The organism is Bradyrhizobium quebecense (genome assembly GCF_013373795.3).
Taxonomy (GTDB): domain Bacteria; phylum Pseudomonadota; class Alphaproteobacteria; order Rhizobiales; family Xanthobacteraceae; genus Bradyrhizobium; species Bradyrhizobium quebecense.
On sequence record NZ_CP088022.1, the window covers coordinates 5,362,301 to 5,383,533 of the forward strand.

General features: G+C 65.1%; 20 protein-coding genes. 17 read left to right on the forward strand and 3 right to left on the reverse strand.

Translation table 11 applies throughout. The features are described from left to right. Window positions 1–143: 143 nt before the first annotated feature. A complete protein-coding gene (locus HU230_RS25855) occupies window positions 144–1,004 on the forward strand; it encodes a 23S rRNA (adenine(2030)-N(6))-methyltransferase RlmJ (protein ID WP_176529288.1) in 861 nt (286 codons plus the stop codon). A gap of 260 nt (window positions 1,005–1,264) precedes the next feature. Next, the gene (locus HU230_RS25860; RefSeq protein ID WP_016844477.1) at window positions 1,265–1,477 is read left to right on the forward strand and encodes a cold-shock protein; all 213 of its coding nucleotides are present in this window, start codon (window positions 1,265–1,267) and stop codon (window positions 1,475–1,477) included. A gap of 274 nt (window positions 1,478–1,751) precedes the next feature. Here the strand turns inward: HU230_RS25860 and HU230_RS25865 are convergent, their stop codons facing one another. Continuing rightward, window positions 1,752–2,375, reverse strand: a complete 624-nt coding sequence (locus tag HU230_RS25865; protein WP_176529287.1) for an outer membrane protein — start codon at window positions 2,373–2,375, stop codon at window positions 1,752–1,754. Between the two features lie 264 nt (window positions 2,376–2,639). On the opposite strand from HU230_RS25865, the gene uvrC reads away from it, so the two are divergent. The 7 genes from uvrC to HU230_RS25900 all read left to right on the forward strand — a co-directional run bounded on the left by uvrC (window position 2,640) and on the right by HU230_RS25900 (window position 9,715). Then, a complete protein-coding gene (gene uvrC, locus HU230_RS25870) occupies window positions 2,640–4,754 on the forward strand; it encodes an excinuclease ABC subunit UvrC (protein ID WP_176529286.1) in 2,115 nt (704 codons plus the stop codon). A gap of 192 nt (window positions 4,755–4,946) precedes the next feature. Further along, window positions 4,947–5,561 carry a CDP-diacylglycerol--glycerol-3-phosphate 3-phosphatidyltransferase gene (gene pgsA / locus HU230_RS25875; protein WP_176529285.1) on the forward strand — a complete coding sequence of 205 codons (615 nt, stop codon included), beginning with the start codon at window positions 4,947–4,949 and terminating at the stop codon, window positions 5,559–5,561. Further along, on the forward strand, window positions 5,558–5,809 hold the full coding sequence (gene moaD, locus HU230_RS25880) for a molybdopterin converting factor subunit 1 (RefSeq protein WP_176529284.1): 252 nt from the start codon (window positions 5,558–5,560) through the stop codon (window positions 5,807–5,809). Before pgsA ends, moaD begins: the two co-directional genes overlap by 4 nt. An 8-nt stretch (window positions 5,810–5,817) precedes the next feature. After that, complete coding sequence (locus HU230_RS25885; RefSeq protein ID WP_176529283.1) at window positions 5,818–6,285, forward strand: molybdenum cofactor biosynthesis protein MoaE; 468 nt, start codon at window positions 5,818–5,820, stop codon at window positions 6,283–6,285. Next, window positions 6,285–7,256, forward strand: a complete 972-nt coding sequence (prmB, locus tag HU230_RS25890) for a 50S ribosomal protein L3 N(5)-glutamine methyltransferase (protein WP_176529282.1) — start codon at window positions 6,285–6,287, stop codon at window positions 7,254–7,256. The genes HU230_RS25885 and prmB overlap by 1 nt, the downstream gene beginning before the upstream one ends. 176 nt (window positions 7,257–7,432) lie before the next feature. Continuing rightward, window positions 7,433–8,845, forward strand: a complete 1,413-nt coding sequence (locus tag HU230_RS25895) for an EAL domain-containing protein (protein ID WP_176529281.1) — start codon at window positions 7,433–7,435, stop codon at window positions 8,843–8,845. A 15-nt stretch (window positions 8,846–8,860) separates the two neighbouring features. After that, window positions 8,861–9,715, forward strand: coding sequence for a TIGR01459 family HAD-type hydrolase (locus HU230_RS25900; protein ID WP_176529280.1), 855 nt, complete (start codon window positions 8,861–8,863; stop codon window positions 9,713–9,715). A gap of 227 nt (window positions 9,716–9,942) precedes the next feature. On the opposite strand, the gene HU230_RS25905 is transcribed toward HU230_RS25900, so the two are convergent. After that, window positions 9,943–10,338: a response regulator gene (locus HU230_RS25905; RefSeq protein ID WP_016844467.1), complete on the reverse strand. Its 396-nt coding sequence runs from the start codon at window positions 10,336–10,338 to the stop codon at window positions 9,943–9,945. Window positions 10,339–10,552: 214 nt separating this feature from the next. On the opposite strand from HU230_RS25905, the gene HU230_RS25910 reads away from it, so the two are divergent. From HU230_RS25910 to arfB, 8 genes are all read left to right on the forward strand, one after another. After that, a complete protein-coding gene (locus tag HU230_RS25910) occupies window positions 10,553–11,536 on the forward strand; it encodes a bifunctional riboflavin kinase/FAD synthetase (protein ID WP_092124092.1) in 984 nt (327 codons plus the stop codon). A gap of 17 nt (window positions 11,537–11,553) precedes the next feature. Continuing rightward, window positions 11,554–12,081 (forward strand): sugar O-acetyltransferase, encoded by a 528-nt coding sequence (locus HU230_RS25915; RefSeq protein ID WP_210284398.1) that lies wholly within the window; start codon window positions 11,554–11,556, stop codon window positions 12,079–12,081. A gap of 341 nt (window positions 12,082–12,422) precedes the next feature. After that, entirely contained in the window at window positions 12,423–15,437 is a 3,015-nt protein-coding gene (gene ileS / locus HU230_RS25920; RefSeq protein WP_176529278.1) for an isoleucine--tRNA ligase, read from the forward strand. Window positions 15,438–15,599: 162 nt separating this feature from the next. Beyond that, entirely contained in the window at window positions 15,600–16,097 is a 498-nt protein-coding gene (gene lspA / locus HU230_RS25925) for a signal peptidase II (protein WP_176529277.1), read from the forward strand. Window positions 16,098–16,197: 100 nt separating this feature from the next. Then, entirely contained in the window at window positions 16,198–16,929 is a 732-nt protein-coding gene (locus tag HU230_RS25930; protein WP_176529276.1) for a hypothetical protein, read from the forward strand. A 149-nt stretch (window positions 16,930–17,078) separates the two neighbouring features. Then, window positions 17,079–18,470 carry a M16 family metallopeptidase gene (locus HU230_RS25935; protein WP_420840801.1) on the forward strand — a complete coding sequence of 464 codons (1,392 nt, stop codon included), beginning with the start codon at window positions 17,079–17,081 and terminating at the stop codon, window positions 18,468–18,470. A gap of 50 nt (window positions 18,471–18,520) precedes the next feature. After that, window positions 18,521–19,831 (forward strand): M16 family metallopeptidase, encoded by a 1,311-nt coding sequence (locus HU230_RS25940; protein WP_210284397.1) that lies wholly within the window; start codon window positions 18,521–18,523, stop codon window positions 19,829–19,831. A gap of 324 nt (window positions 19,832–20,155) precedes the next feature. Continuing rightward, a complete protein-coding gene (arfB, locus tag HU230_RS25945) occupies window positions 20,156–20,575 on the forward strand; it encodes an alternative ribosome rescue aminoacyl-tRNA hydrolase ArfB (protein WP_176529273.1) in 420 nt (139 codons plus the stop codon). Between the two features lie 159 nt (window positions 20,576–20,734). Here the strand turns inward: arfB and HU230_RS25950 are convergent, their stop codons facing one another. After that, window positions 20,735–21,040 carry a hypothetical protein gene (locus HU230_RS25950; protein WP_176529272.1) on the reverse strand — a complete coding sequence of 102 codons (306 nt, stop codon included), beginning with the start codon at window positions 21,038–21,040 and terminating at the stop codon, window positions 20,735–20,737. Window positions 21,041–21,233: the final 193 nt, after the last annotated feature.

Here is a 21,233-nt window from a genome sequence, read left to right on the forward strand (position 1 = left end):
GGCCGGGCAAACGCGCGTTGTCGCGCCGAGTGTCCCGGCCATGGACGCCATCACGAAACTAGCGAGATAAGGCATAGATGCCCGGGACAGGCCGGGCATGACGCAGTACAACATGCGCACCCTCTGGAGCGCAGCGTCATCGCATGAACTATCGTCACGCCTTTCATGCCGGCAGCTTTGCCGACGTCATCAAGCACATCGTGCTGGTGCGCATGCTCACCTACCTGCAGGAGAAGCAGGCGCCGTTCCGCGTCATCGACACCCATGCCGGCGCCGGCCTCTATGATTTGACGTCGAGCGAAGCGCAGCGCGGCGGCGAATGGCTGACCGGCATCGCGCGGCTGATGCAGGCACGACTGTCCGACAAGGCGATGCCGCTGATCGCGCCCTATCTCGACATCGTCAGGGCATTCAATCCGAGAGGCGAGTTGAAAGCCTATCCCGGCTCGCCGTTGATCGCGCGGGCGCTGCTGCGTCCGCAAGACCGTATGACGGCCTGCGAGATCGAGCCCGTGGCGCGCAAGCAATTGATCGATGCATTGCGACGCGATGCGCAGGCGCGCGTCGTCGATCTCGACGGCTGGATGGCACTGCCCGCATTCGTGCCGCCGAACGAGCGGCGCGGCCTGGTGCTGATCGATCCGCCATTCGAAGCGAAGGACGAGTTCGAGCGGCTGGCGAGTGCCTTCACCGAAGCGTTCGCGAAGTGGCCGACCGGCACGTATCTTTTGTGGTACCCCGTAAAAACCCGGAGAGCTACCGACGAGCTCGCGCGCAGCGTGGCTGCAGCGACAGCAAGCAGTCGGCCCGCGGGCAAATGCTTGCGTTTGGAATTCAGTGTGGCGCCGCAAGAAACCGGCGCAGGCCTCGTTTCCACCGGGCTTTTGATAGTGAATCCGCCGTGGACGCTGGCGGGCGAGCTGAAGATCATCCTGCCCGAACTCGAGAGACCGCTTGGTCAAGGCGGCGCCGGACGCTTCAGACTCGAAACGCCTAAACCTTGATCGGTAGCACCCACTGAAAAGTTCTATTTGAGCATAGGCAACGCGCGCGGAACCGTATTATGCTCATCCTGTTACGACTGGCTTTACGTTCCGCTTCCGCGAATGGTTGCGGCGGAGTGACAAGGCCGAAATAAAATCCAGGCAGACCGGCGGCGTGACGCCGGCCTGTTCAGGTGGCCAAGCTTCCGACAAGCGAATGTCGGTCAACCGCTACGCGGCGTGCGCGTAGCGGTGGAGCAATACGGGGGAGGAGTTTCCCGATGGCCATGACTGGGACAGTCAAGTTCTTCAACGGAGAGCGTGGCTATGGCTTCATCAAGCCTGATGATGGCGGCCGCGATGTGTTCGTTCACATCACAGCTGTCGAGCGTGCAGGCTTGAAGGACCTGACTGAAGGACAGCGCATTACGTTCGAGGTTGAACCCGACAAGAAGGGCAAGGGCCCGAAGGCGGTCAACCTGGTGGTTTCATGACGAGCGCGCGCGTGCGTGGCTCGTGATGAACGGCGAATGAAGCGTTGCGTGTGAGTTGACTGCCGGGCGCGTGGCTCGCGCTCGCTGCACGACCACCTGCATGATGCGGACGCGATTGGCGGTGCCCGCATATCGGGTGCGTGCGGCTCACCGACTGGATTCGCGGACGCTGCCGCGCGCACGCTCCATGCGTCATGTCCAAGCGATCAGCACAAAAGAAAAACCCGGCCGCGCGAGGCGCGGCCGGGAGTTGATGTCAGACGTTTTCTTGTTCTCAGAAGTGATAGTTGATGCCGGCGCGAACCAGGCTGAAGCTGTAGCCGTTCGGCGCGCCGCCGGTGATCGTGAAGTTGCTGTTGGCGAGATCGACGTAGAGATATTCGATCTTGGCGCTCCAGTTCGGGGCAAAGCCCATTTCGGCGCCGGCGCCGACTGCGAAGCCCGCATTGGTATGCGACTCCGATATGCCGAAGGTCTCGCCGCGCAGTTCGCCGAAGGCGAGACCGCCGGTCGCGTAGAACAGCACGTTGTTGACCGCATAGCCGGCGCGGCCGCGCACCGTGCCGAACCACGGGTTGGAGAACTTCCAGGGCGCGAACCGATCGTCGGCGGTGGTGCCCTGGATATCGGCCTCGATGCCGAACACCCACGGAGAGCCGTTCTGGAAATTGTAGCCGGCCTGCACGCCGCCGACGAAACCGGACGGCTTGGTCGGGTTGTTCTCGACCGAACCCCAGCCGTAGCCGACGTTGCCGCCGAGATAGGGGCCGGCCCAGCTGTAGGCATTGAGCGGCTGATAGACGGTATAGGGCGAGCCGTAGTTGAGATCGGCCGACGCCGCCGAAGTCGTCCAGCCTGCGACGATCAGTGCCAGCGCACGCGCAACAAACCGGGTCATGGGTACTCTCCACACGCAACTGCCGCAGCCCGCAGGCCCAGGGCCGGCGTGGTTACGGAATTCCACTTTTTTCGCTAAGGTTTATCGAGAGTTTTAGGTTAAAGGGTTGTTAAGCCCGGTTAGCGGCCCGCTCATCAGTCTTAACAATGTGTTACCGACCCGCCCCGGCCGGCCGCGCTGGGCCAGTAACGCCCTGCAATCGGGTTCTTTTTCCTGCGCCGCCAGCGCTGGCGACCGGTCGCCCAAGCGCTTAATTTACGGCCCATGGTTCACGATTCTCCCGAGCGACCGACGCCGGTCCCCAAGACCGACCCCGAGGCTGACCCCAAGGCTGATCCCAAGGCGCGGCGCAGTGCAAAGTCCGATCTGCCTCAGGACGACCTGACGCTCGACACGAGCGACGTCGATCCGGAAACCTCCGCCACCGAGGAGGAGGATGACGCGCGTCTTCCCGAGGCATCGGAGGACGCCGCCGAGACAATCGCCGAGGGGACGCTCTCGATCGGGCATGAGGCGATCGAGAACGCGGTCCGCCTCGCCCCGACCTCGCCCGGCGTCTACCGCATGCTCAACGCCGCCAACGACGTGCTCTATGTCGGCAAGGCGAAGAACGTCAAAAAGCGGCTGTCGTCCTATGCGCGGGCCAACGCGCCGCTGCCGGCGCGCATCCTGCGCATGATCGCGGCGACCACGCATGTCGAGATCGTCTCGACCACGACCGAGACCGAGGCGCTGCTGCTCGAAGCCAATCTGATCAAGCAGCTGCGGCCGCGCTTCAATGTGCAGCTGCGCGACGACAAGTCGTTTCCCTATATTCTGATCACCGGCGACCATTGGGCGCCGCAGATTCTCAAGCATCGCGGCGCGCAGTCGCGGCCCGGACGCTATTTCGGCCCGTTCGCCAACGCAGGCGCGGTCAACCGCACCATCACGGCGCTGCAGCGCGCGTTCCTGATCCGCTCCTGCACCGACGGCTTCTTCGAGAGCCGCAGCCGGCCCTGCCTGCTCTATCAGATCAAGCGCTGTGCCGGCCCCTGCACGCGCGAGATCGATTTCCCCGGCTATGGCGAGCTGGTGCGCGAGGCGACCGAATTCCTCTCCGGCCGCAGCCACGCCGTGAAGCAATTGCTCGCGGCCGAGATGGAGAAGGCCTCCGGCGAGCTCGAATTCGAAACCGCAGCGCTGTACCGCGACCGCCTCGCGGCACTGTCGGCGATCCAGTCGCAGCAGGGCATCAACCCGCGCACGGTCGAAGAAGCCGATGTGTTCGCGATCCACCAGGAAGGCGGCTATTCCTGCGTCGAGGTGTTCTTCTTCCGCACCGGCCAGAACTGGGGCAATCGTGCCTATTTCCCGCGCGCGGAAAAGAGCTTCACGCCCGAGGAGGTGCTGTCCTCATTCCTTGCGCAATTCTACGACGACAAGCCGCCGCCAAAGCTGATCCTGCTGTCGCACGAGATCGAGGAAAGCGCATTGCTCGCCGACGCGCTGTCGGTGAAGGCCGGATCCAAGGTCGAGGTCTCCGTGCCCAAGCGCGGCGAGAAGAAGGAGCTGATCGGCCACGCGCTCACCAACGCGCGCGAGGCGCTCGGCCGCAAGCTCGCCGATACCGCGACACAAAGCCGGCTGCTGGAGGGCATGGTCACGACGCTCGGCCTGCCGCACACGCCAAAGCGCATCGAGGTGTACGACAACAGCCACATCCAAGGCACCAACGCAGTCGGCGCGATGATCGTGGCGGGACCCGACGGGTTCATGAAGAACCAGTACCGCAAGTTCAACATCAAGTCCGAAGGGCTGACGCCCGGCGACGATTACGGGATGATGCGCGAGGTGCTGGAGCGCCGCTTCAAGCGGCTGCTGAAGCCGCCGGAGGGCGAAGCCAGCAAGGCAAGGGACAAGGCGGACGACGAGTCGTTCCCGCAATGGCCCGATCTCGTCATCATCGACGGTGGCCGCGGCCAGCTCAACGCAGTCCGGGAGATTTTTGAAAACCTCGGGCTGACCCAGGTCTCGCTGATGGCGGTGGCCAAGGGGCCGGAGCGCGATGCGGGGCGCGAAACCCTGTTCATGCCGGACCGCGAGGCCATCAAGCTGGAGCCGCGCGACCCGGTGCTCTATTTCATCCAGCGGCTGCGCGACGAGGCCCACCGCTTCGTGATCGGCTCGCACCGCAAGCTGCGCAAAAAGGACATCCGCGAGGCCGGGTTGCAGGAGATCCCAGGCATCGGCCCGTCGCGCAAACGTGCCTTGCTGCACCACTTCGGAACGCTCAAGGAGATCGAGCGGGCCTCGATCGCCGACCTCGGCAAGGTTCCCGGCGTCAGCGCCGAGAGTGCCCGCAAGATTTTCGAGTTTTTCCACGCCCAGCCGGGTTAAACCAAAGGCGAGTCATCAGGGCGTCGCCTGCGACAGGGCATCTAGGGCATGATGCGGAAAAGTGGCAAGCAACGTTCCGAAAAGAACATGCATAAACAAGGGGCTAAGGTGCCATGACGATTCAGCCTAATCTCGCCGTGCTTTGGCGCCCGCACGGTTGACCTTCTGGCTTCAGCGGTATTGGTAGAACGGATGAACATCGCGACGACCCGGGGACAGACCAAGACCATGTCCCTCCCGAATATCCTGACCTATGCCCGGATCGCCGCGATCCCGGTGGTGATCTGCTGCGTCTACTGGCAATCGATCCTGGACGGCCCATTGTGGCTGCGCTGGGTGGCGCTGGCCGTGTTCATTGCGGCCGGGATCACCGACTATCTCGACGGCTATTACGCCCGGATGTGGGACCAGCAGTCCGCTTTCGGCCGGATGCTCGATCCGATCGCCGACAAGCTCCTGGTGGCCTCCAGCCTGCTGATGCTGGCCGCCGACAATTCGATCCATGGCTGGACGCTGTGGGCAGCGATCGTGATCCTGTGCCGCGAGATCCTGGTCTCGGGCCTGCGCGAATACCTCGCGGGGCTGCGGGTCAGCGTTCCCGTCACCAAGCTTGCGAAATGGAAGACCACGATCCAGCTGGTGGCGATCGGCTTTCTGATCGCGGGCGAAGCGGGCGAGCAGGTCTTCCCGGCGACGACCCTGATCGGCATCGTGCTGCTGTGGATGTCGGCGATCTTCACGATCTACACCGGCTGGGATTACTTCCGTGCCGGCATCCATCACCTCATCAAGGAGGATGAGGGATGAAGCTGAAATATTTCGCCTGGGTGCGTGAACGCATCGGCAAGGCCGAAGAGATCGTCGAGCCGCCGGCCGAGGTGCGCACCGTCGGCGAACTGATCGGCTGGCTTGCCGCGCGCGACGACGGCTACGCCCATGCCTTCGAGAAGCCGACGGTGATCCGCGCCGCGATCGACCACGCCCATGTCAAACCGGATGCTGCGATCTCCGGCGCCCGCGAGATCGCATTCTTTCCGCCGATGACCGGCGGTTAGATCTTCCTATGGCTATCGCAGCGACCATCCGGATCCAGGAAGCCGACTTCGACGTCGCAGAGGAGATCGCCGGCCTGAGCAAGGGCCGCACCGATGTCGGCGCGGTCGTCAGCTTCAGCGGCATCTGCCGCGGCAGCGAACAGGGCGAGCCGATCGCCGCGCTGACGCTCGAACATTACCCTGGCATGGCGGAAGCCGAGATTGCGCGCCACGCCGACGAGGCGCTGGCGCGCTGGCCGTTGCAGGGCCTCACCATCATCCATCGCTTCGGCCGCATCGCGCCGGGCGAGAACATCGTGCTGGTCGTGACCGCCTCGGCGCACCGGCAGGCCGCGTTCGAGGCAGCCGAGTTCCTGATGGACTATCTCAAGACCAACGCACCGTTCTGGAAGCGCGAGGAGAGCGCGCGCGGCACGAGCTGGATCGAGGCGCAGGGCCATGACGACGCGGCCGCCGCGCGCTGGACCAAATCCTGATGGCGAAGCGCAGCAAAGTGCCGGCCAGGCGCAGCCCCGCCGCGCCGAAAGCGCCCAAGAAGGCGCCGAAGGTCAGTGCCGGCGAGCTTCACACCCTGTTCGATTTCCTGCGCTATGCGGTCAGCCGCTTCAATGCGGCCAAGCTCGTGTTCGCGCACGGGACCACCGATCCGGTGGCGGAAGCCGCGTTCCTGATCTGCGAGACGCTGCATTTGCATCCCGACCAGTTCGAGACCTTCGCGAACGCGCGCGTCACCGCGGCCGAAGGCAAGCAGATCCTCGGCCTGATCGAACGGCGGATCGCGACGCGGAAGCCGGCCGCCTATCTCGTCAACAAGGTCTATATGCGCGGCCTGCCGTTCTATGTCGACGAGCGCACCATCGTGCCGCGCTCCTTCATCGGCGAATTGCTGGATTCGCATTTCGGCGGCGACGAGGACGGCACCTCGCTGATCGGCGACCCCGCCGAGGTCGAAAGCGTGCTCGACCTCTGCACCGGCTCCGGCTGCCTTGCGATCCTGGCCGCGCGGCATTTCGCCAACGCCGCGGTCGACGCGGTGGATATCTCAAAGGATGCGCTCGAAGTCGCCGCGCGCAACGTCGCCGACCATGGCCTCGACGACCGCGTGACCCTCCATCGCGGCGACCTGTTCAAGCCGCTGGGCGACCGGCGCTACGATCTCATCATTTCGAACCCGCCCTATGTCGATGCCGAGGGCATGGCCGCGCTGCCGCGCGAATGCCGCGCCGAGCCGAAGATCGCATTCGACGGCGGCACCGACGGGCTCGACATCGTCCGCCGCCTGCTCGATGAGGCCAAGCGGCATCTGACCCCGCAAGGCGGTCTGCTCTGCGAGATCGGCCGCGGCCGCGACAATCTCGAGGCCGCCTATCCCAACCTGCCGCTGCTCTGGCTCGACACCGAGGACTCCGAGGGCGAGGTGTTCTGGATCGCTGCCGCCGACCTCTGACGGACGCGCCGCCGCCGGCTCCGGTCGATTACGGAGCCCGACTTCGAGGCCGACCAGGACGAAGCGAAAATCGTGTGCAGTTCCAGCCGGTTCCGAAGATCGCAGGCCCGTCGAATCAACAATGGTGCTATGCTTGCGCTCCGGGGACATTCGGAGAGAGGGCGCCGGCGCGCGACATGATTCGCATTTCGACGATCTTCATCGCCATCTGCATGGTGCTGGTCGCAGCCTCGCTGGGCTTCGTCCTGTATTCGGTGGCGGGCATCAGCGGATCGGAATCGGCGATCGTGGCGCTCACCGCCCTCACCTGCCTGATCCTCTACAACGCCGTGTCGATGCGGTTGCGCGACCGCAGCGATGTCGGCGGCCAGATCGCGGATCTGTCGCGCGGCACCGCCGACCTCGCCCGTCAGGTCGCCGAATTCGGCCGCCGGCTGGCCGCGGTCGAAGGCCGCGTCGCCTCGGCGAACTCCACCGGCGCCGACCGGATCCAGGGCATGGCCGGCGAGATCAACGAACTTGGCGGCCTGGTGCGGCAGCTTGCGGCGTCCGTCGCCCATCATGAGGATTTGCTGACGGCAGCTCCCGTGGCACAGCCGGTCGCCTCGCCGCGCGACGATCTGCTGCAGCCCGTCCCGCCGGCTCCGACCGCCGTGTTTGTGCCCCCGCCGCCGGCTGCGCCGCCATCGGCGATCTCACGCAGCCAGACCCAGCTCATTGCCGCAGTCAGGCACGCCATCGACGAGAACCGCCTCGACATCTACCTGCAGCCGATGGTGACGCTGCCGCAGCGCAAGGTGCGCTACTACGAGGCGGTGACGCGGCTGCGCGACGAGCGCGACCAGGTCCTTGCCGCCGACGATTTCATCGAGGCTGCCGAAGTGGGCGGCCTGATCGGCCGCATCGACCACATGGTGATGCTTCGCTGCGTCCAGGTGCTGCGCCGCCTGATGATCCGCAGCAAGGATGTCGGCGTGTTCTGCAACGTCTCGGCCGCGACGCTGTCCAGCCCGCAGCACTTCACCCAGTGTCTCGACTTCCTCGAGGCCAACCGCGCCCTGGCGCCGTCCTTCGTGCTCGAGTTCAAGCAGGCCACCTTCCGCAATCTCGGCTCGGTCGAAAGCGAGAATCTCGCGGCGCTGTCGCAGCGCGGCTACCGGTTCTCGATCGATCACGTCAGCGACCTCCGCCTCGAGCCGCGCGAGCTCGCCGATCGCGGCGTCCGCTTCATCAAGGTGCCGGCCGCGTTGCTGCTCGACGCCGGGCAGAGCGCGACCAGCGATATCGATCCCTCCGATCTGTCCGACCTGCTCGGCCGCTACGGCATCGACCTGATCGCCGAACGGATCGAGGGCGAGCGCTCGGTGGTCGACCTGCTCGACTACGATGTCCGGTTCGGCCAGGGCTTCCTGTTCGCGCCGCCGCGGCCGTTGCGGCCGGAAGGGGCATCTGCTACCGCCGAGGCTCCGCAGACCAAGCCCCAGGACCTCAATGGCGCCGGCACTTCCGCACCCGTCTCCAGCCCCGCAGCGCCACCGCGCACAACCGGCAGCGCCGCGCTGGCGCGCCGCGCGCTCGGGCCCAACTGACCGGCGGTCCGCATCATGACATCGCTGCGTTTCGTGGAGCGGCTGCGCGACCTCACGGACGGCGTCGACGTCGTGCTGTCGGACATCTGGGGCGTCGTGCACAACGGGCTCGAATCCTTTCCCGAGGCCTGCGAGGCGCTGCACACGTTCCGCCAGCAGGGCGGCACCGTCATCCTGATCACCAACGCGCCGCGTCCGGCCGATTCCGTGCAGCGCCAGCTGCGCAAGCTCGGCGTCGTCGACGAAACCTATGACGCGATCGTCTCCTCGGGCGACCTGACCCGCCACTTCGTGGCCGATCATCCCGGTCAGAAAATATTCTGGATCGGCCCGGAGCGCGACAGCTCGATCCATCGCGGCCTCGACGCCACCTTGGTCCCGCTGGAGCAGGCCGACTACATCATCTGCACCGGACTGTTCGACGACGAGACCGAATCCGCCGAGGATTATCGCGACACGCTGCTCAAGGCGCTCGAGCGCAAGCTGACGCTGGTCTGCGCCAATCCGGACATCGTGGTCGAGCGCGGCGACCGGCTGATCTATTGCGCCGGCGCGGTTGCCGAACTCTATCGCGAGCTCGGCGGCGAAGCGGTCTTCTACGGCAAGCCGCACCGACCGATCTACGAGCGCGCCATGGCGCTGGCCGCGGAACGCCGCGGGCGTCCGACCGAACTCAGCCGCGTGCTCGCGATCGGGGATTCCGTGCGCACCGACCTCACCGGCGCCCACGGCTTCGGCATCGATCTCCTGTTCGTCACCCGCGGCATCCATTCCGAGCAGTTCGAGGGCATCGAGCAGCTCGACCCCGCCTCGGTGAAGGAATTGTTCGGCCATCCGCCCCGCGCGCTGATGCGCGAGCTGAAGTGGTAACGGCCAACTCCGCACGCTACCAAAAAATCGAAAACAACCCCATGCAAAGTAGCCCACGGCGCGCGGTGTTCGACCAGTCGCCTTGACACGCCGGGCAACTCAGGGGCATTCTTCCAATATTCCGAAATCGCGCGCGCGTCCGCTCGCCTCACTTTCAACCCCAAAGACGCAAATGCCCGGGACACCCCGGGCATAGCGTGAATTTCAGTTGATGCGATATCGGGCGGTTACGCCGTCGCCATATCCGGGAAGACCGCTTCGATCTTGGTCTTCAACGTGGCCGCGTTGAACGGCTTGACGATGTAGTTGTTCACGCCGGCCTTCTTGGCCGCGATCACGTTCTCGGTCTTGGATTCCGCCGTGATCATGATGAAGGGCGTGGTCGCGAGATTGGGATCGGCGCGGACTTCCTTGAGCAGGTCGTAGCCGGTCATCGGCTCCATATTCCAGTCGGAAATCACCAGGCCGTACTTCTTGCCGCGCATCTTGTTGAGCGCCGCAGAGCCATCGGAGGCATCGTCGATATTCTCGAATCCAAGCTGCTTGAGAAGATTCCGGATGATGCGGATCATGGTGCTGTAGTCATCAACCACCAGAACCGGCATGGACAAATCAACCGCCATCTTTCCCCCCAAAACCACTAACGCAACTTGGCTTCTGCACGAACGCAGCTTTCCGCCAACGACTAACAGCAGCCGTTAAACAGCGCGTTAACCGGCTGAATCCGGATTGTTACGGATTTGACGCGATTTTCGCTATGCTTGACTTCCACGCCGCCGCCGCGTCACGGTCCGGCCCGCAACAATCATGCTTAAGAATCCTTGAAGAATACCTGACATGAGCACCGGCTTTACCGTTATCCGCGACAACACGCCCGAAAGCGCCATTCCGAAGGGTGCCGTGGTCGCAATGGGAAATTTCGACGGCGTCCATCTCGGTCACCGCGCCGTGATCGGCGCGGCGCTCGCGATGGGCAAGTCGCACGGCGTGCCGGCGCTCGCCGTGACCTTCGAACCGCATCCGCGCAGTTTCTTCAGCCCGAACACTCCGCAATTCCGTCTCACGGACGAGACCAACAAGCTGCGGCTGCTCGCGGCCACCGGGCTCGCCGGCGCCGTCGTCATGACCTTCGACAAGGCGCGCGCCGGGACCACGGCACAGGACTTCATTCACCATGACCTGATCGGCCGGCTCGGCATCAGCGGGATTGCGGTCGGCTACGACTTCCATTTCGGCAAGGGCCGGGTCGGCTCGCCGAGCCTGCTCGTCAGCGAAGCGCCGCGGCTCGGCATCGAGGTCGATGTGCAGGCCCATGTCGACATCGAGGAGCGCCCGGTCTCCTCCAGCGCCATCCGCATGGCGCTCGCCGAAGGCCAGGTCGACGATGCCACCACGATGCTGGGCGGCCCGTGGTTCGTGACCGGCAAGGTGATCCATGGCGAGAAGCGCGGCCGCGACCTCGGTTACCCCACGGCCAACATCCGCCTCGACAAGCATTGCGGCTTGAAGCACGGCATCTATGCAGTGCGGGTCGGAAAGGCCCACGGAAACGACAAGGTGCGGTTCGACGGTGTCGCAAGCTTCGGACGCCGGCCGACTTTCGACAACGGCGCCCCGCTGCTCGAAGTGTTCCTGTTCGACTTCAAGGGCGATCTCTACGACACGGTGCTCGATGTCGCCTTCATCAGTTTCATTCGCGAAGAGCTGAAATTCGACACCATCGAGGCGTTGATACGCCAGATGGATGACGACAGCGCCAAGGCACGCGCGGCATTGGCCGCAGCGCCGGACGCGTTCCCGCAGCTCGGAGTGATTGGTTGAAGACAGAGAAAGAGAAAATGCTGGCGGGCGAGCTCTATCGCCCCGATGCCGACCTTGCCGCCGACCATACCACGGCGGAACACTGGATGGCGCGCTACAACGCATCAGGCGCATCGTCCGCAGCCGAGTTGCACGCCCTGCTCTCCGCGCACTTCCGCAACGTCGGCAAGGACGCCGTGATCCGCCCGCCGTTCTTCTGCGACTACGGCAGCAATATCAGCCTTGGCGACGGCGTGTTCCTCAACTTCAATTGCGTCATCCTCGACGTCGTCGAGGTCGTGATCGGCGATCGCACCCAGATCGGGCCCGCGGTGCAGATCTATACCGCCGACCACCCGCGCGACGCCGCGACCCGGCGCGCCGGGCTTGAATTCGGCCGCCCGATCCGGATCGGCAGCGACGTCTGGATTGGCGGCGGTGCCATCATCCTGCCCGGCGTCACGATCGGCGACGGCGCCCTGGTCGGGGCCGGCAGCGTGGTGACGCGGGACGTCGCCCCCGGCGCGACCGTGGCAGGAAACCCGGCCCGGCCGCGGCCGGCCTAGAGGCATACGGCTCTTGATCCGTCACCCTGAGGAGCGCGAAGCGCGTCTCGAAGGGCCGACGGCCACCAGCCGGGCCGATTCATCCTTCGAGACGCGCTACGCGCTCCTCAGGATGACGGGGATAGGCTCTGCAGGTCCCCCGGAACGGTCTCCCGGCCAACCGGGGCTTTGCGATTTCCTTGGCTGGCTGCTATGGAAACCCCATGTTTTCGCGGCGCATCATACGGATTAGCGGCCCGGCTTCCGCCTGAGCTTGAAGGCTCGGCGCAAGACCGGGACTTCGTCGTTTCACCCGCGATTGATCGCGTTTCCGCGCCCGCACCTGCCAAATCAGAGCTTTTATGTCCGACAAGCCGCAAAAGACCGACGCCCAAAAGACTGACGCTAGGGACTATTCCAAGACCCTTTACCTGCCGCAGACGGAATTCCCGATGCGCGCCGGCCTGCCCCAGCGCGAGCCGGAAATCCTGAAATACTGGAACGACATCGGCCTCTACGACAGGCTCCGCCGGGAAGCCGAGGGCCGCGCCAAATTCGTGCTGCATGACGGCCCGCCCTACGCCAACGGCAACATCCATATCGGCCACTCGCTGAACAAGATCCTCAAGGACGTCGTGACCAAGAGCCAGCAGATGCTCGGCTTCGACTCCAACTACGTGCCGGGCTGGGATTGCCACGGCCTGCCGATCGAATGGAAGATCGAGGAGGAGAACTACCGCTCCAAGGGCAAGCAGAAGCCCGATTTCCGCGACTCCGCCGCCATGGTCGCGTTCCGCAGGGAATGCCGCGCCTATGCGACGCACTGGATCAACGTGCAGCGCGAGGAGTTCAAGCGGCTCGGCATCATCGGCGACTGGGATCATCCCTACCAGACGATGAGCTATCCGGCCGAGGCGCAGATCGCCCGCGAACTGATGAAGTTCGCCGCCAACGGCACGCTGTACCGCGGCTCCAAGCCGGTGATGTGGAGCGTGGTCGAGAAGACCGCGCTTGCCGAAGCCGAGGTCGAATACGAGGATTACACCTCCGACATGGTGTGGGTGAAATTCCCGGTCACCTCGCCGGCGCATGGCGCGCTGGCCAATGCCTCGGTCGTGATCTGGACCACCACGCCGTGGACGCTGCCCGGCAACCGGGCGATCTCGTTCTCGCCGAAGATCGCCTACGGCCTGTACAAGGTCACGGACGCGCCCGCGGACAATTGGGCGAAGACCGGCGATCTCCTGATCCTGGCCGATGCGCTCGCCGCGGAAGTGTTCAAGCAGGCGCGCGTCACGTCCTATGAGAAGGTCCGCGATATTCCCGGCGACACGCTGGACGCGGTGGAATGCGCCCATCCGCTGCGCGGCTTCGGCGGCGGCTACGAATTCATCGTGCCGCTGCTATCAGGCGAGCACGTCACCGACGACACCGGCACCGGCTTCGTACACACCGCGCCGAGCCACGGCCGCGAGGACTTCGACGTCTGGACGGCCAATACCCGCGAGCTCGATGCGCGCGGCATCCCGACCGCGATCCCCTACACCGTCGACGAGAACGGCGCCTACACCGCGCAGGCGCCGGGCTTCACCGGCAAACGCGTGCTCAACGACAAGGGCGAGAAGGGCGATGCCAACGAGGCGGTGATCAAGGCGCTGATCGAGGCCGGCAAGCTGCTCGCGCGCGGCCGCCTCAAGCACCAGTATCCGCATTCCTGGCGCTCCAAAAAGCCGGTGATCTTCCGCAACACGCCGCAATGGTTCATCGCGATGGACAAGGACATCGCGGAGAATGGCCATGCGAAGAAGGGCGACACGCTGCGCGCCCGCGCGCTGCAGGCGATCTCGGTCACGCAATGGGTGCCGCCGGCCGGCGAGAACCGCATCAACGGCATGATCGCCAACCGCCCCGACTGGGTGATCTCGCGCCAGCGCGCCTGGGGCGTGCCGATCGCCGTGTTCGTGTGCGAGAACAGCGACGGCTCGGCCGAGATCCTGCAGGACGAGGTCGTCAACCAGCGCATCACCGAGGCGTTCATGGAGGAAGGCGCCGACGCCTGGTACATGGACGGCGCCCGCGAGCGCTTCCTCGGGAGCCGCGCGTCGGAGAACTGGAAGAAGGTCGACGACATCTGCGACGTCTGGTTCGATTCCGGCTCCACCCACGCCTTCGTGCTGGAAGACCGCCAGAACTTCCCGCAGCTCGGCAACATCGTCCGCAAGATCGATGGCGGCAATGACACCGTGATGTATCTGGAAGGAAGCGACCAGCACCGCGGCTGGTTCCACTCGTCGCTCTTGGAAAGCGCCGGCACGCGCGGGCGCGCGCCGTACGACATCGTGCTTACCCACGGCTTCACGCTCGACGAGAACGGCCGCAAGATGTCGAAGTCGCTCGGCAACACCGTCGAGCCGCAAAAGGTGATCAAGGATTCCGGCGCGGATATCCTGCGCCTGTGGGTCTGCGCCACCGACTACGCCGACGACCAGCGCATCGGGCCGGAGATCCTGAAAAACACCATCGAGACCTATCGCAAGTTGCGCAACTCGATCCGCTGGATGCTCGGCACGCTGCACCATTTCAAGCCGAGCGAGAAGGTCGCCTTTGCCGAGATGCCCGAACTCGAGCGGCTGATGCTGCACGAATTGGCCGGCCACACCGAAACCATCCGCAAGGCCTATGCCGCGTTCGACTACAAGACCGTGGTGGCAAGCCTCGCGGCCTTCATGAACTCCGAGCTGTCGGCGTTCTACTTCGACATCCGCAAGGACACGCTGTATTGCGACCCGCCGTCCTCGGTGGCGCGCAAGGCGGCGCTGACCACGATCGACCTGCTGTGCGACGCGATCCTGAAATGGCTGGCGCCGATCCTGAGCTTCACCACCGACGAAGCCTGGCGGATGTACCGGCCAAACGCCGAGCCCTCGGTGCATCTCACGCTGTTCCCCGAAGGTCTCGAGCAGTTCCGCGACGATGCCCTCGCCGCGAAGTGGGAGACGATCCGCAACGTCCGCCGCGTCGTCACCGGTGCGCTCGAGCTCGAGCGCGCCGCCAAGCGGATCGGCTCGTCGCTCGAGGCCTCGCCGGTGATCTACATCGCTGACCGACAGATGCTGGCCACGTTGTTCGACATCGATCTCGCCGAGGTCTGCATCACCTCGAATTACGAGGTGCGCGAGGGCGAGGCGCCGCCCAATGCCTTCCGCCTCGATGCCGTGCCCGGTGTCGCCGTGGTGGTCGAGAAGGCGGTCGGCACCAAATGCGCGCGCTCGTGGAAGATCCTGCCGACGATCGGCGAGGATCCCGAATATCCCGACGTCTCGCCGCGCGACGCCCAAGCGCTGCGCGAATGGAAGGCGCTGGGGGTCTCGGCCTAGCCGTCGTCCCTGCCTAGTGCGCAATTGCGCGCGGGAGCAGGGACCCATAACCACCGCTGTCTAGAATGGACTGAGGTTGATGACTCCCTGTCATTCAAACAACACCCGGCACGGCGTATGGGTCCCGGCTTTCGCCGGGACGACACCTTTGGTGGGGTGCCGATGACCCCTCCCGTTCGCGCCGGTGTGCTGGCGGCGGTCATCACCCTGATCGCCGACCAGGCCTCCAAGCTCTGGCTGCTCCACGTCCTCGACATCGCGCACCACGCCCCTGTGACGGTGACGCCGTTCTTCGACCTGGTGCTGGCCTGGAATCCCGGCATCAGCTTCGGCTGGTTTCAGAGCGAGACCCCGGCGGCCCAGATCCTGCTGATGGTGATCAAGGCCGCTGCCGTGATCGCGCTGGCGATCTGGATGGCGCGGTCGCGGACCTGGCTTGCGACAGTATCGCTCGGCCTGATCATCGGCGGTGCGATCGGGAACGGGATCGACCGCTTCGCCTATGGTGCGGTGGTCGATTTTGCCCTGTTTCACGTCGAGATCGCCGGAAAAACCTATAATTGGTACATCTTCAACCTCGCCGATGTGGCGATCGTTGCTGGCGTGGCGGCCCTATTGTATGATTCCGTCATGGGGACCCCCGCCGTAAAAGCGCCCTGATCCCGGCCGATACGAGCCGGTCGGCGGCCGACCTGCACCCAGCGGAACTGAGCGCTAAGCCAGTGATCGCTTTGGCGAATTTTGAGATGGGAATAGCGCGATGCGCAACACCAAAGCCCGCGGTTACCTGATCGAGACGTCCCGGCTGCCTCTGATGCGCGGCCTGCGTCTGGCGTTCGTTGCGGCCGGGATCGGCCTGGTGATGACGGCAGGCCCGGTGCGTGCCGGCGACGATGAAGATGACGGCGATGACGGCCTGACCTTCGAAGAACGGATCATCGACAATCTGATGACGGGGCTCGGCGCCAAGAGCGCCGCCAGCAAGGGCATCGACTATCGCGAGCGCTCGCCGCTGGTGGTGCCGCCGAAGCTCGACCTGCCGCCGCCTGCCACAGCCGCCCAGGTCAACGCGCCGAACTGGCCGAAGGACCCTGACGTCGCGGCGCGCAAGGCTGCGATCGCGGCGCGCAAGAAGGAAGTCAAGAAGGAGCCGTGGCAATCAGCGGTGGCGTTGACGCCGGCCGAGATCGAGGCGGGCCGCAAGCAGCAGACTGCCACCGAGGGACGCAAGGAGCCGCTTGAGCCGGGTACGAACACCAATCCGTCGCTGATGCCGAGCCAGCTCGGTTACAACGGCGGCCTGCTCGGCCTCTTCAAGGGGAACAGCAGCGAGTCCAAGCCGTTCACCGGCGAGCCGACGCGCGACTCCCTGACCGAGCCCCCTCCGGGCTACCAGACGCCGTCTTCAGGCTTCGCCTATGGCACAGGCCCGATGAAGCCGAAGGTGAACGAGGGCCAGTACGACGTCATGACCGGAAAACCGATACAGTGACGCTTGGCCTGTTTGGGCGAAGGCTGACATGAGCAAAGCTTAATGCGGAGGGACGTCCGTCTCTCCGCTTCGTGACGACTGGCACGGACTGCACCGTGTACGATGGCGTCTTTCATGCCCGGCCATCTGTCCAGGCTTCCAAAAGGACCATGATGCCCTCACGCCGATCGATTGCCCTTGTCGTTGCCGCCTTTGTTTCAACGATCACGCTGTCGGGCACCAGCCTCCGCGCCCAGACCACCGTCACCTCGGAACGCCCCGCGAGTTTCTCGCTCGACAACGGCCTGCAGGTCGTGGTGATCCCGGATCACCGCACGCCGGTCGTGACGCAGATGATCTGGTACAAGGTCGGCTCCGCCGACGAGACGCCGGGCAAATCGGGCCTCGCGCATTTCCTCGAGCACCTGATGTTCAAGGGCACCGCCAAGCATCCCGCCGGCGAGTTCTCGCAGACCGTGCTGCGCATCGGCGGCAACGAGAACGCCTTCACCTCCAACGACTACACCGGCTATTTCCAGCGCGTGCCGCGCGAGCAGTTGCCCACCATGATGGAGTTCGAGGCCGATCGCATGACCGGCCTGATCCTGAAGGACGAGAATGTGCTGCCCGAGCGCGACGTCGTGCTCGAGGAGTTCAACATGCGGGTTGCCAACAACCCGGATGCGCGGCTCACCGAGCAGATCATGGCCGCGCTCTATCTCAACCATCCCTATGGCCGGCCCGTGATCGGCTGGCACCAGGAAATCGAAAAGCTCGACCGCGAGGATGCGCTCGCCTTCTACCGCCGCTTCTATGCGCCGAACAACGCGATCCTGGTCATCGCCGGCGATGTCGACGTCAAGGACATCCGCCCCCTGGTCGAGAAGAATTTCGGCCCGATCCCGGCACAACGTGCGATCCCCGAGAAGCGGGTCCGGCCGCAAGAGCCGACACCGGCCGCGCCGCGCACCGTGACGCTGTCGGATCCCCGCGTCGAACAGCCGAACCTGCGCCGCTACTATCTGGTGCCGTCCGCGACCACGGCGGCGGCAGGCGAGAGCCAGGCGCTCGATGTGCTCGCGCAATTGATGGGCGGCGGAGCCAACTCCTACCTCTATCGCTCGCTGGTGATCGAAAAGGGCCTCGCGATCTCGGCCGGCGCCGGCTATCAGGGCACCGCGCTCGATCCGTCGCAATTCTCGATCTCGGTGACGCCCAAGGCTGGCGTCGAGTTCGCGCAGATCGAGGACGCGATCGACAAGGTGATCGCCGATCTTGCGCAGAACCCCGCCCGCGCCGAGGATCTCGAACGGGTCAAGACCCAGCTGATCGCCGAGGCGATCTACGCCCAGGACAACCAGGCGACGCTGGCGCGCTGGTATGGCGGCGCGCTGACCACCGGCCTCAGCATCGACGACATCAGGAGCTGGCCGGATCGCATTCGCGCCGTCACCGCCGAGCAGGTGCGCACTGCTGCCGCCACCTGGCTCGACAAGAAGCGGTCGGTGACCGGCTATCTCATTAAGGATACTGCGCCGAAACGCGAGGAGAAGCGCTCGTGATCTATTCACTCACTCGCCGTGCGGCGCTGATCGGCGGCGCCTGCGCCGCGATGCTGACGCTGACCTCGGCGCCCTCGCAGGCCGCGGCCAAGATCCAGCGGCTGATGTCGCCCGGCGGCATCGAAGCCTGGTTCGTGCAGGACGCCACCGTGCCGCTGATCGCGATGGAATATTCCTTCGGCGGCGGCGCCAGCCAGGATCCGCCCGGCAAGCCCGGCGTCGGCAATCTGGTCGCCGACCTGCTCGACGAGGGCTCCGGCGATCTCGATTCCAAGACCTATCATGAGCGGCTCGAGCGTCGCGCCATCGAGCTCAGCTTCCAGTCCAACCGCGATCAGTTCCGCGGCTCGCTGCGCATGCTCAAGGACAACAAGGACGAAGCCTACGACCTGTTGCGGATGGCGCTGACGTCGGCGCGGTTCGAGCCGAAGGACGTCGAACGTATCCGTGCCCAGGTGATCTCGAACCTGCGCCGCGAATCGACCAATCCGTCTTCGCTGTCCGGCCGCAAGTTCCTCGAGCTCGCCTTCGGCGACCATCCCTATGGCAGGACGGCGACCGGCACGCTGGAGAGCGTGCCGACCATCGAGATTGCCGATCTGAAGGACTATGTCCGCCGCATCATCGCCAAGGACACGCTGCGGATCGCCGTGGTCGGCGATGTCGATCCCGATACGCTCGGCAAGCTCCTGGACAAGACGTTTGGCGGCCTGCCGGCCAAGGCCGAATTGACGGCGATTCCCGACGTCGTGGCGACCAAGCCGCCGCAGCGCGCCTTTGTCCCGCTCGACGTGCCGCAGACCGTCGTCACCTTCGGCGGCCCCGGCATCAACAGGCACGACCCGGACTTCATGGCCGCCTATGTGGTGAACCACATTCTCGGCGGCGGCGGACTGTCGTCGCGGCTCTACAAGGAAGTGCGCGAGAAGCGCGGGCTGGCCTATTCGATCTATGAGGCGCTGCTCTGGATGGATCACTCCGCGCTGTTCATCGGCAACACCGGCACCCGCGCCGACCGCGCCGGCGAGACCGTCGATGCGATCGAGGCGGAGATTCGCCGCATCGCCGAGGAAGGTCCGACGCAGCAGGAGCTCGACGAGGCGAAGTCCTATCTTAAGGGCTCGCAGATGCTGGCGCTCGACACCTCCTCCAAGCTCGCGCAGGCGATGCTGCAATACCAGCTCGACAAGCTGCCGATCGACTACATCGAGAAGCGCAGCGCCATCGTCGATGCGGTGACGCTCGACGACGTCAAGCGGGTCTCCAAGAGGCTGTGGGGCAACGGCCTGCTCACCGTGATCGTCGGCCGCGCCCCGCAGGCGGCGGCGCAGCCGGCGTCGGCGCCGCCGAAGGCGAACTGACGCGGTTCGGCGCGCCTCCGCTTCGTCATACACACCACCGTTGTGGCCACCCCTCTCCCCGCCCTCCCCCGCAAGGGGGGAGGGAGCCTAAGAGGCGTGCTCACCTCACGTCGCGTCTCAGCAGTCGTTTGAGACGCTTGAGATAGCGTAAGGGACGCGCGGGCGGTTGGGCTCCCTCCCCCCTTGCGGGGGAGGGTTGGGGAGAGGGGTAAGCCACGCACTCCGACCGTGGTCACGACCAGCGCTGCATCAACACCGCCCAAGCACGCCCAACGCAAACCCGCTATCCTGCGGCCGCCGATTCTTCCCTCCACGGGTGATGTCATGCTGCGGCTGTCCCGCGACCTTACGATCGACGAGAACGACATTGAGATCGTCTTTGTCCGTGCCTCCGGTCCGGGCGGACAGAATGTCAACAAGGTCTCGACCGCAGCCCAGCTTCGCTTCGACACGAACAAGATCGCGCTGCCGCCGGACGCGGCGCAGCGGCTGGCGCGGCTCGCCGGCAGCCGCATGACCAAGGACGGCGTGATCGTGATCCAGGCGTTCCGCTTCCGCACCCAGGAGCGCAATCGCGCGGACGCGATCGAGCGGCTGCTCGAGATGCTGAAGGAAGCGATGGTGCGGCCGACACCGCGGCGGCCGACCAGGCCGACGCTCGGCTCAAAGAAGCGCCGGCTCGAAGGCAAGAAGCGCCGCAGCGACATCAAGGCCGGCCGCGGCAGTCAACGTTTCGACGATTAGAGCGTCTTCGAGCGAAGTGGATCCCCAGCTCGCGTGAAGAAAGCGCGTCAAGACCAGAATCTAGCCCCCGTTCCGATTCAATCGGAACGGAAAAGGCTTTTGGGGAGCACCGGACGCAGCGCAGGCACGGCGCTGCATCCGGGATCCGATCATCGCGGATCAGTACTTCTTGGTTGCAGGCGCCATCTCGGAACCGCCAGATTTCGGTGTGGCGTGGCCGCTGCCGACCGTTCCCTTGTTGCCCGACTTGGCGCTGGTGCCGCTCTTTTGCGTCGGCGAAGTCGGCTGCGCCGCCATTTCCTCATCGCCGCTGCCGGACATGCCGCCACCCTGCTGCATGGTCCCACTGCCTTGTGCGCCGCCGCGAAGCTGGGTGCCCGGTGCAGCCGCCCCCTGGGCCAGGACGGGGCCGGCCATCGCGGCCGTAATGGCAAGGGCGAGCACGCTGGTCTTTGCAAACGTCATCTATTTCTCCAGGACTTTGATTGACGATGGACGGAGCGGCGCAGGTGTGCGCCGTTTGCAGCGCCGACCCTGAACCCCATCGCGCGAGACTGAATTTTCCGCAAACGGCGCACGCGCAATGCAAGCGGCGGCGTGTGGTGATCGTGCAGGGATTTCGCGGTCATTTTGCGGATTTGTCGTCCGCATATGCGGC

What these genes read in the sequence shown, in the direction of transcription:
- moaD (WP_176529284.1), top strand. Translation starts at nt 5,558, where the DNA reads ATGAAGCTGAAATATTTCGCCTGGGTGCGTGAACGCATCGGCAAGGCC.
- pgsA (WP_176529285.1), top strand. Translation starts at nt 4,947, where the DNA reads ATGAACATCGCGACGACCCGGGGACAGACCAAGACCATGTCCCTCCCG.
- arfB (WP_176529273.1), top strand. Translation starts at nt 20,156, where the DNA reads ATGCTGCGGCTGTCCCGCGACCTTACGATCGACGAGAACGACATTGAG.
- prmB (WP_176529282.1), top strand. Translation starts at nt 6,285, where the DNA reads ATGGCGAAGCGCAGCAAAGTGCCGGCCAGGCGCAGCCCCGCCGCGCCG.
- HU230_RS25950 (WP_176529272.1), bottom strand. Translation starts at nt 21,040, where the DNA reads ATGACGTTTGCAAAGACCAGCGTGCTCGCCCTTGCCATTACGGCCGCG.
- HU230_RS25905 (WP_016844467.1), bottom strand. Translation starts at nt 10,338, where the DNA reads ATGGCGGTTGATTTGTCCATGCCGGTTCTGGTGGTTGATGACTACAGC.
- lspA (WP_176529277.1), top strand. Translation starts at nt 15,600, where the DNA reads ATGACCCCTCCCGTTCGCGCCGGTGTGCTGGCGGCGGTCATCACCCTG.
- ileS (WP_176529278.1), top strand. Translation starts at nt 12,423, where the DNA reads ATGTCCGACAAGCCGCAAAAGACCGACGCCCAAAAGACTGACGCTAGG.
- HU230_RS25900 (WP_176529280.1), top strand. Translation starts at nt 8,861, where the DNA reads ATGACATCGCTGCGTTTCGTGGAGCGGCTGCGCGACCTCACGGACGGC.
- HU230_RS25915 (WP_210284398.1), top strand. Translation starts at nt 11,554, where the DNA reads ATGCTGGCGGGCGAGCTCTATCGCCCCGATGCCGACCTTGCCGCCGAC.
- HU230_RS25860 (WP_016844477.1), top strand. Translation starts at nt 1,265, where the DNA reads ATGGCCATGACTGGGACAGTCAAGTTCTTCAACGGAGAGCGTGGCTAT.
- HU230_RS25940 (WP_210284397.1), top strand. Translation starts at nt 18,521, where the DNA reads ATGCTGACGCTGACCTCGGCGCCCTCGCAGGCCGCGGCCAAGATCCAG.
- HU230_RS25895 (WP_176529281.1), top strand. Translation starts at nt 7,433, where the DNA reads ATGATTCGCATTTCGACGATCTTCATCGCCATCTGCATGGTGCTGGTC.
- HU230_RS25910 (WP_092124092.1), top strand. Translation starts at nt 10,553, where the DNA reads ATGAGCACCGGCTTTACCGTTATCCGCGACAACACGCCCGAAAGCGCC.
- HU230_RS25865 (WP_176529287.1), bottom strand. Translation starts at nt 2,375, where the DNA reads ATGACCCGGTTTGTTGCGCGTGCGCTGGCACTGATCGTCGCAGGCTGG.
- HU230_RS25885 (WP_176529283.1), top strand. Translation starts at nt 5,818, where the DNA reads ATGGCTATCGCAGCGACCATCCGGATCCAGGAAGCCGACTTCGACGTC.
- HU230_RS25930 (WP_176529276.1), top strand. Translation starts at nt 16,198, where the DNA reads ATGCGCAACACCAAAGCCCGCGGTTACCTGATCGAGACGTCCCGGCTG.
- HU230_RS25855 (WP_176529288.1), top strand. Translation starts at nt 144, where the DNA reads ATGAACTATCGTCACGCCTTTCATGCCGGCAGCTTTGCCGACGTCATC.
- uvrC (WP_176529286.1), top strand. Translation starts at nt 2,640, where the DNA reads ATGGTTCACGATTCTCCCGAGCGACCGACGCCGGTCCCCAAGACCGAC.
- HU230_RS25935 (WP_420840801.1), top strand. Translation starts at nt 17,079, where the DNA reads ATGATGCCCTCACGCCGATCGATTGCCCTTGTCGTTGCCGCCTTTGTT.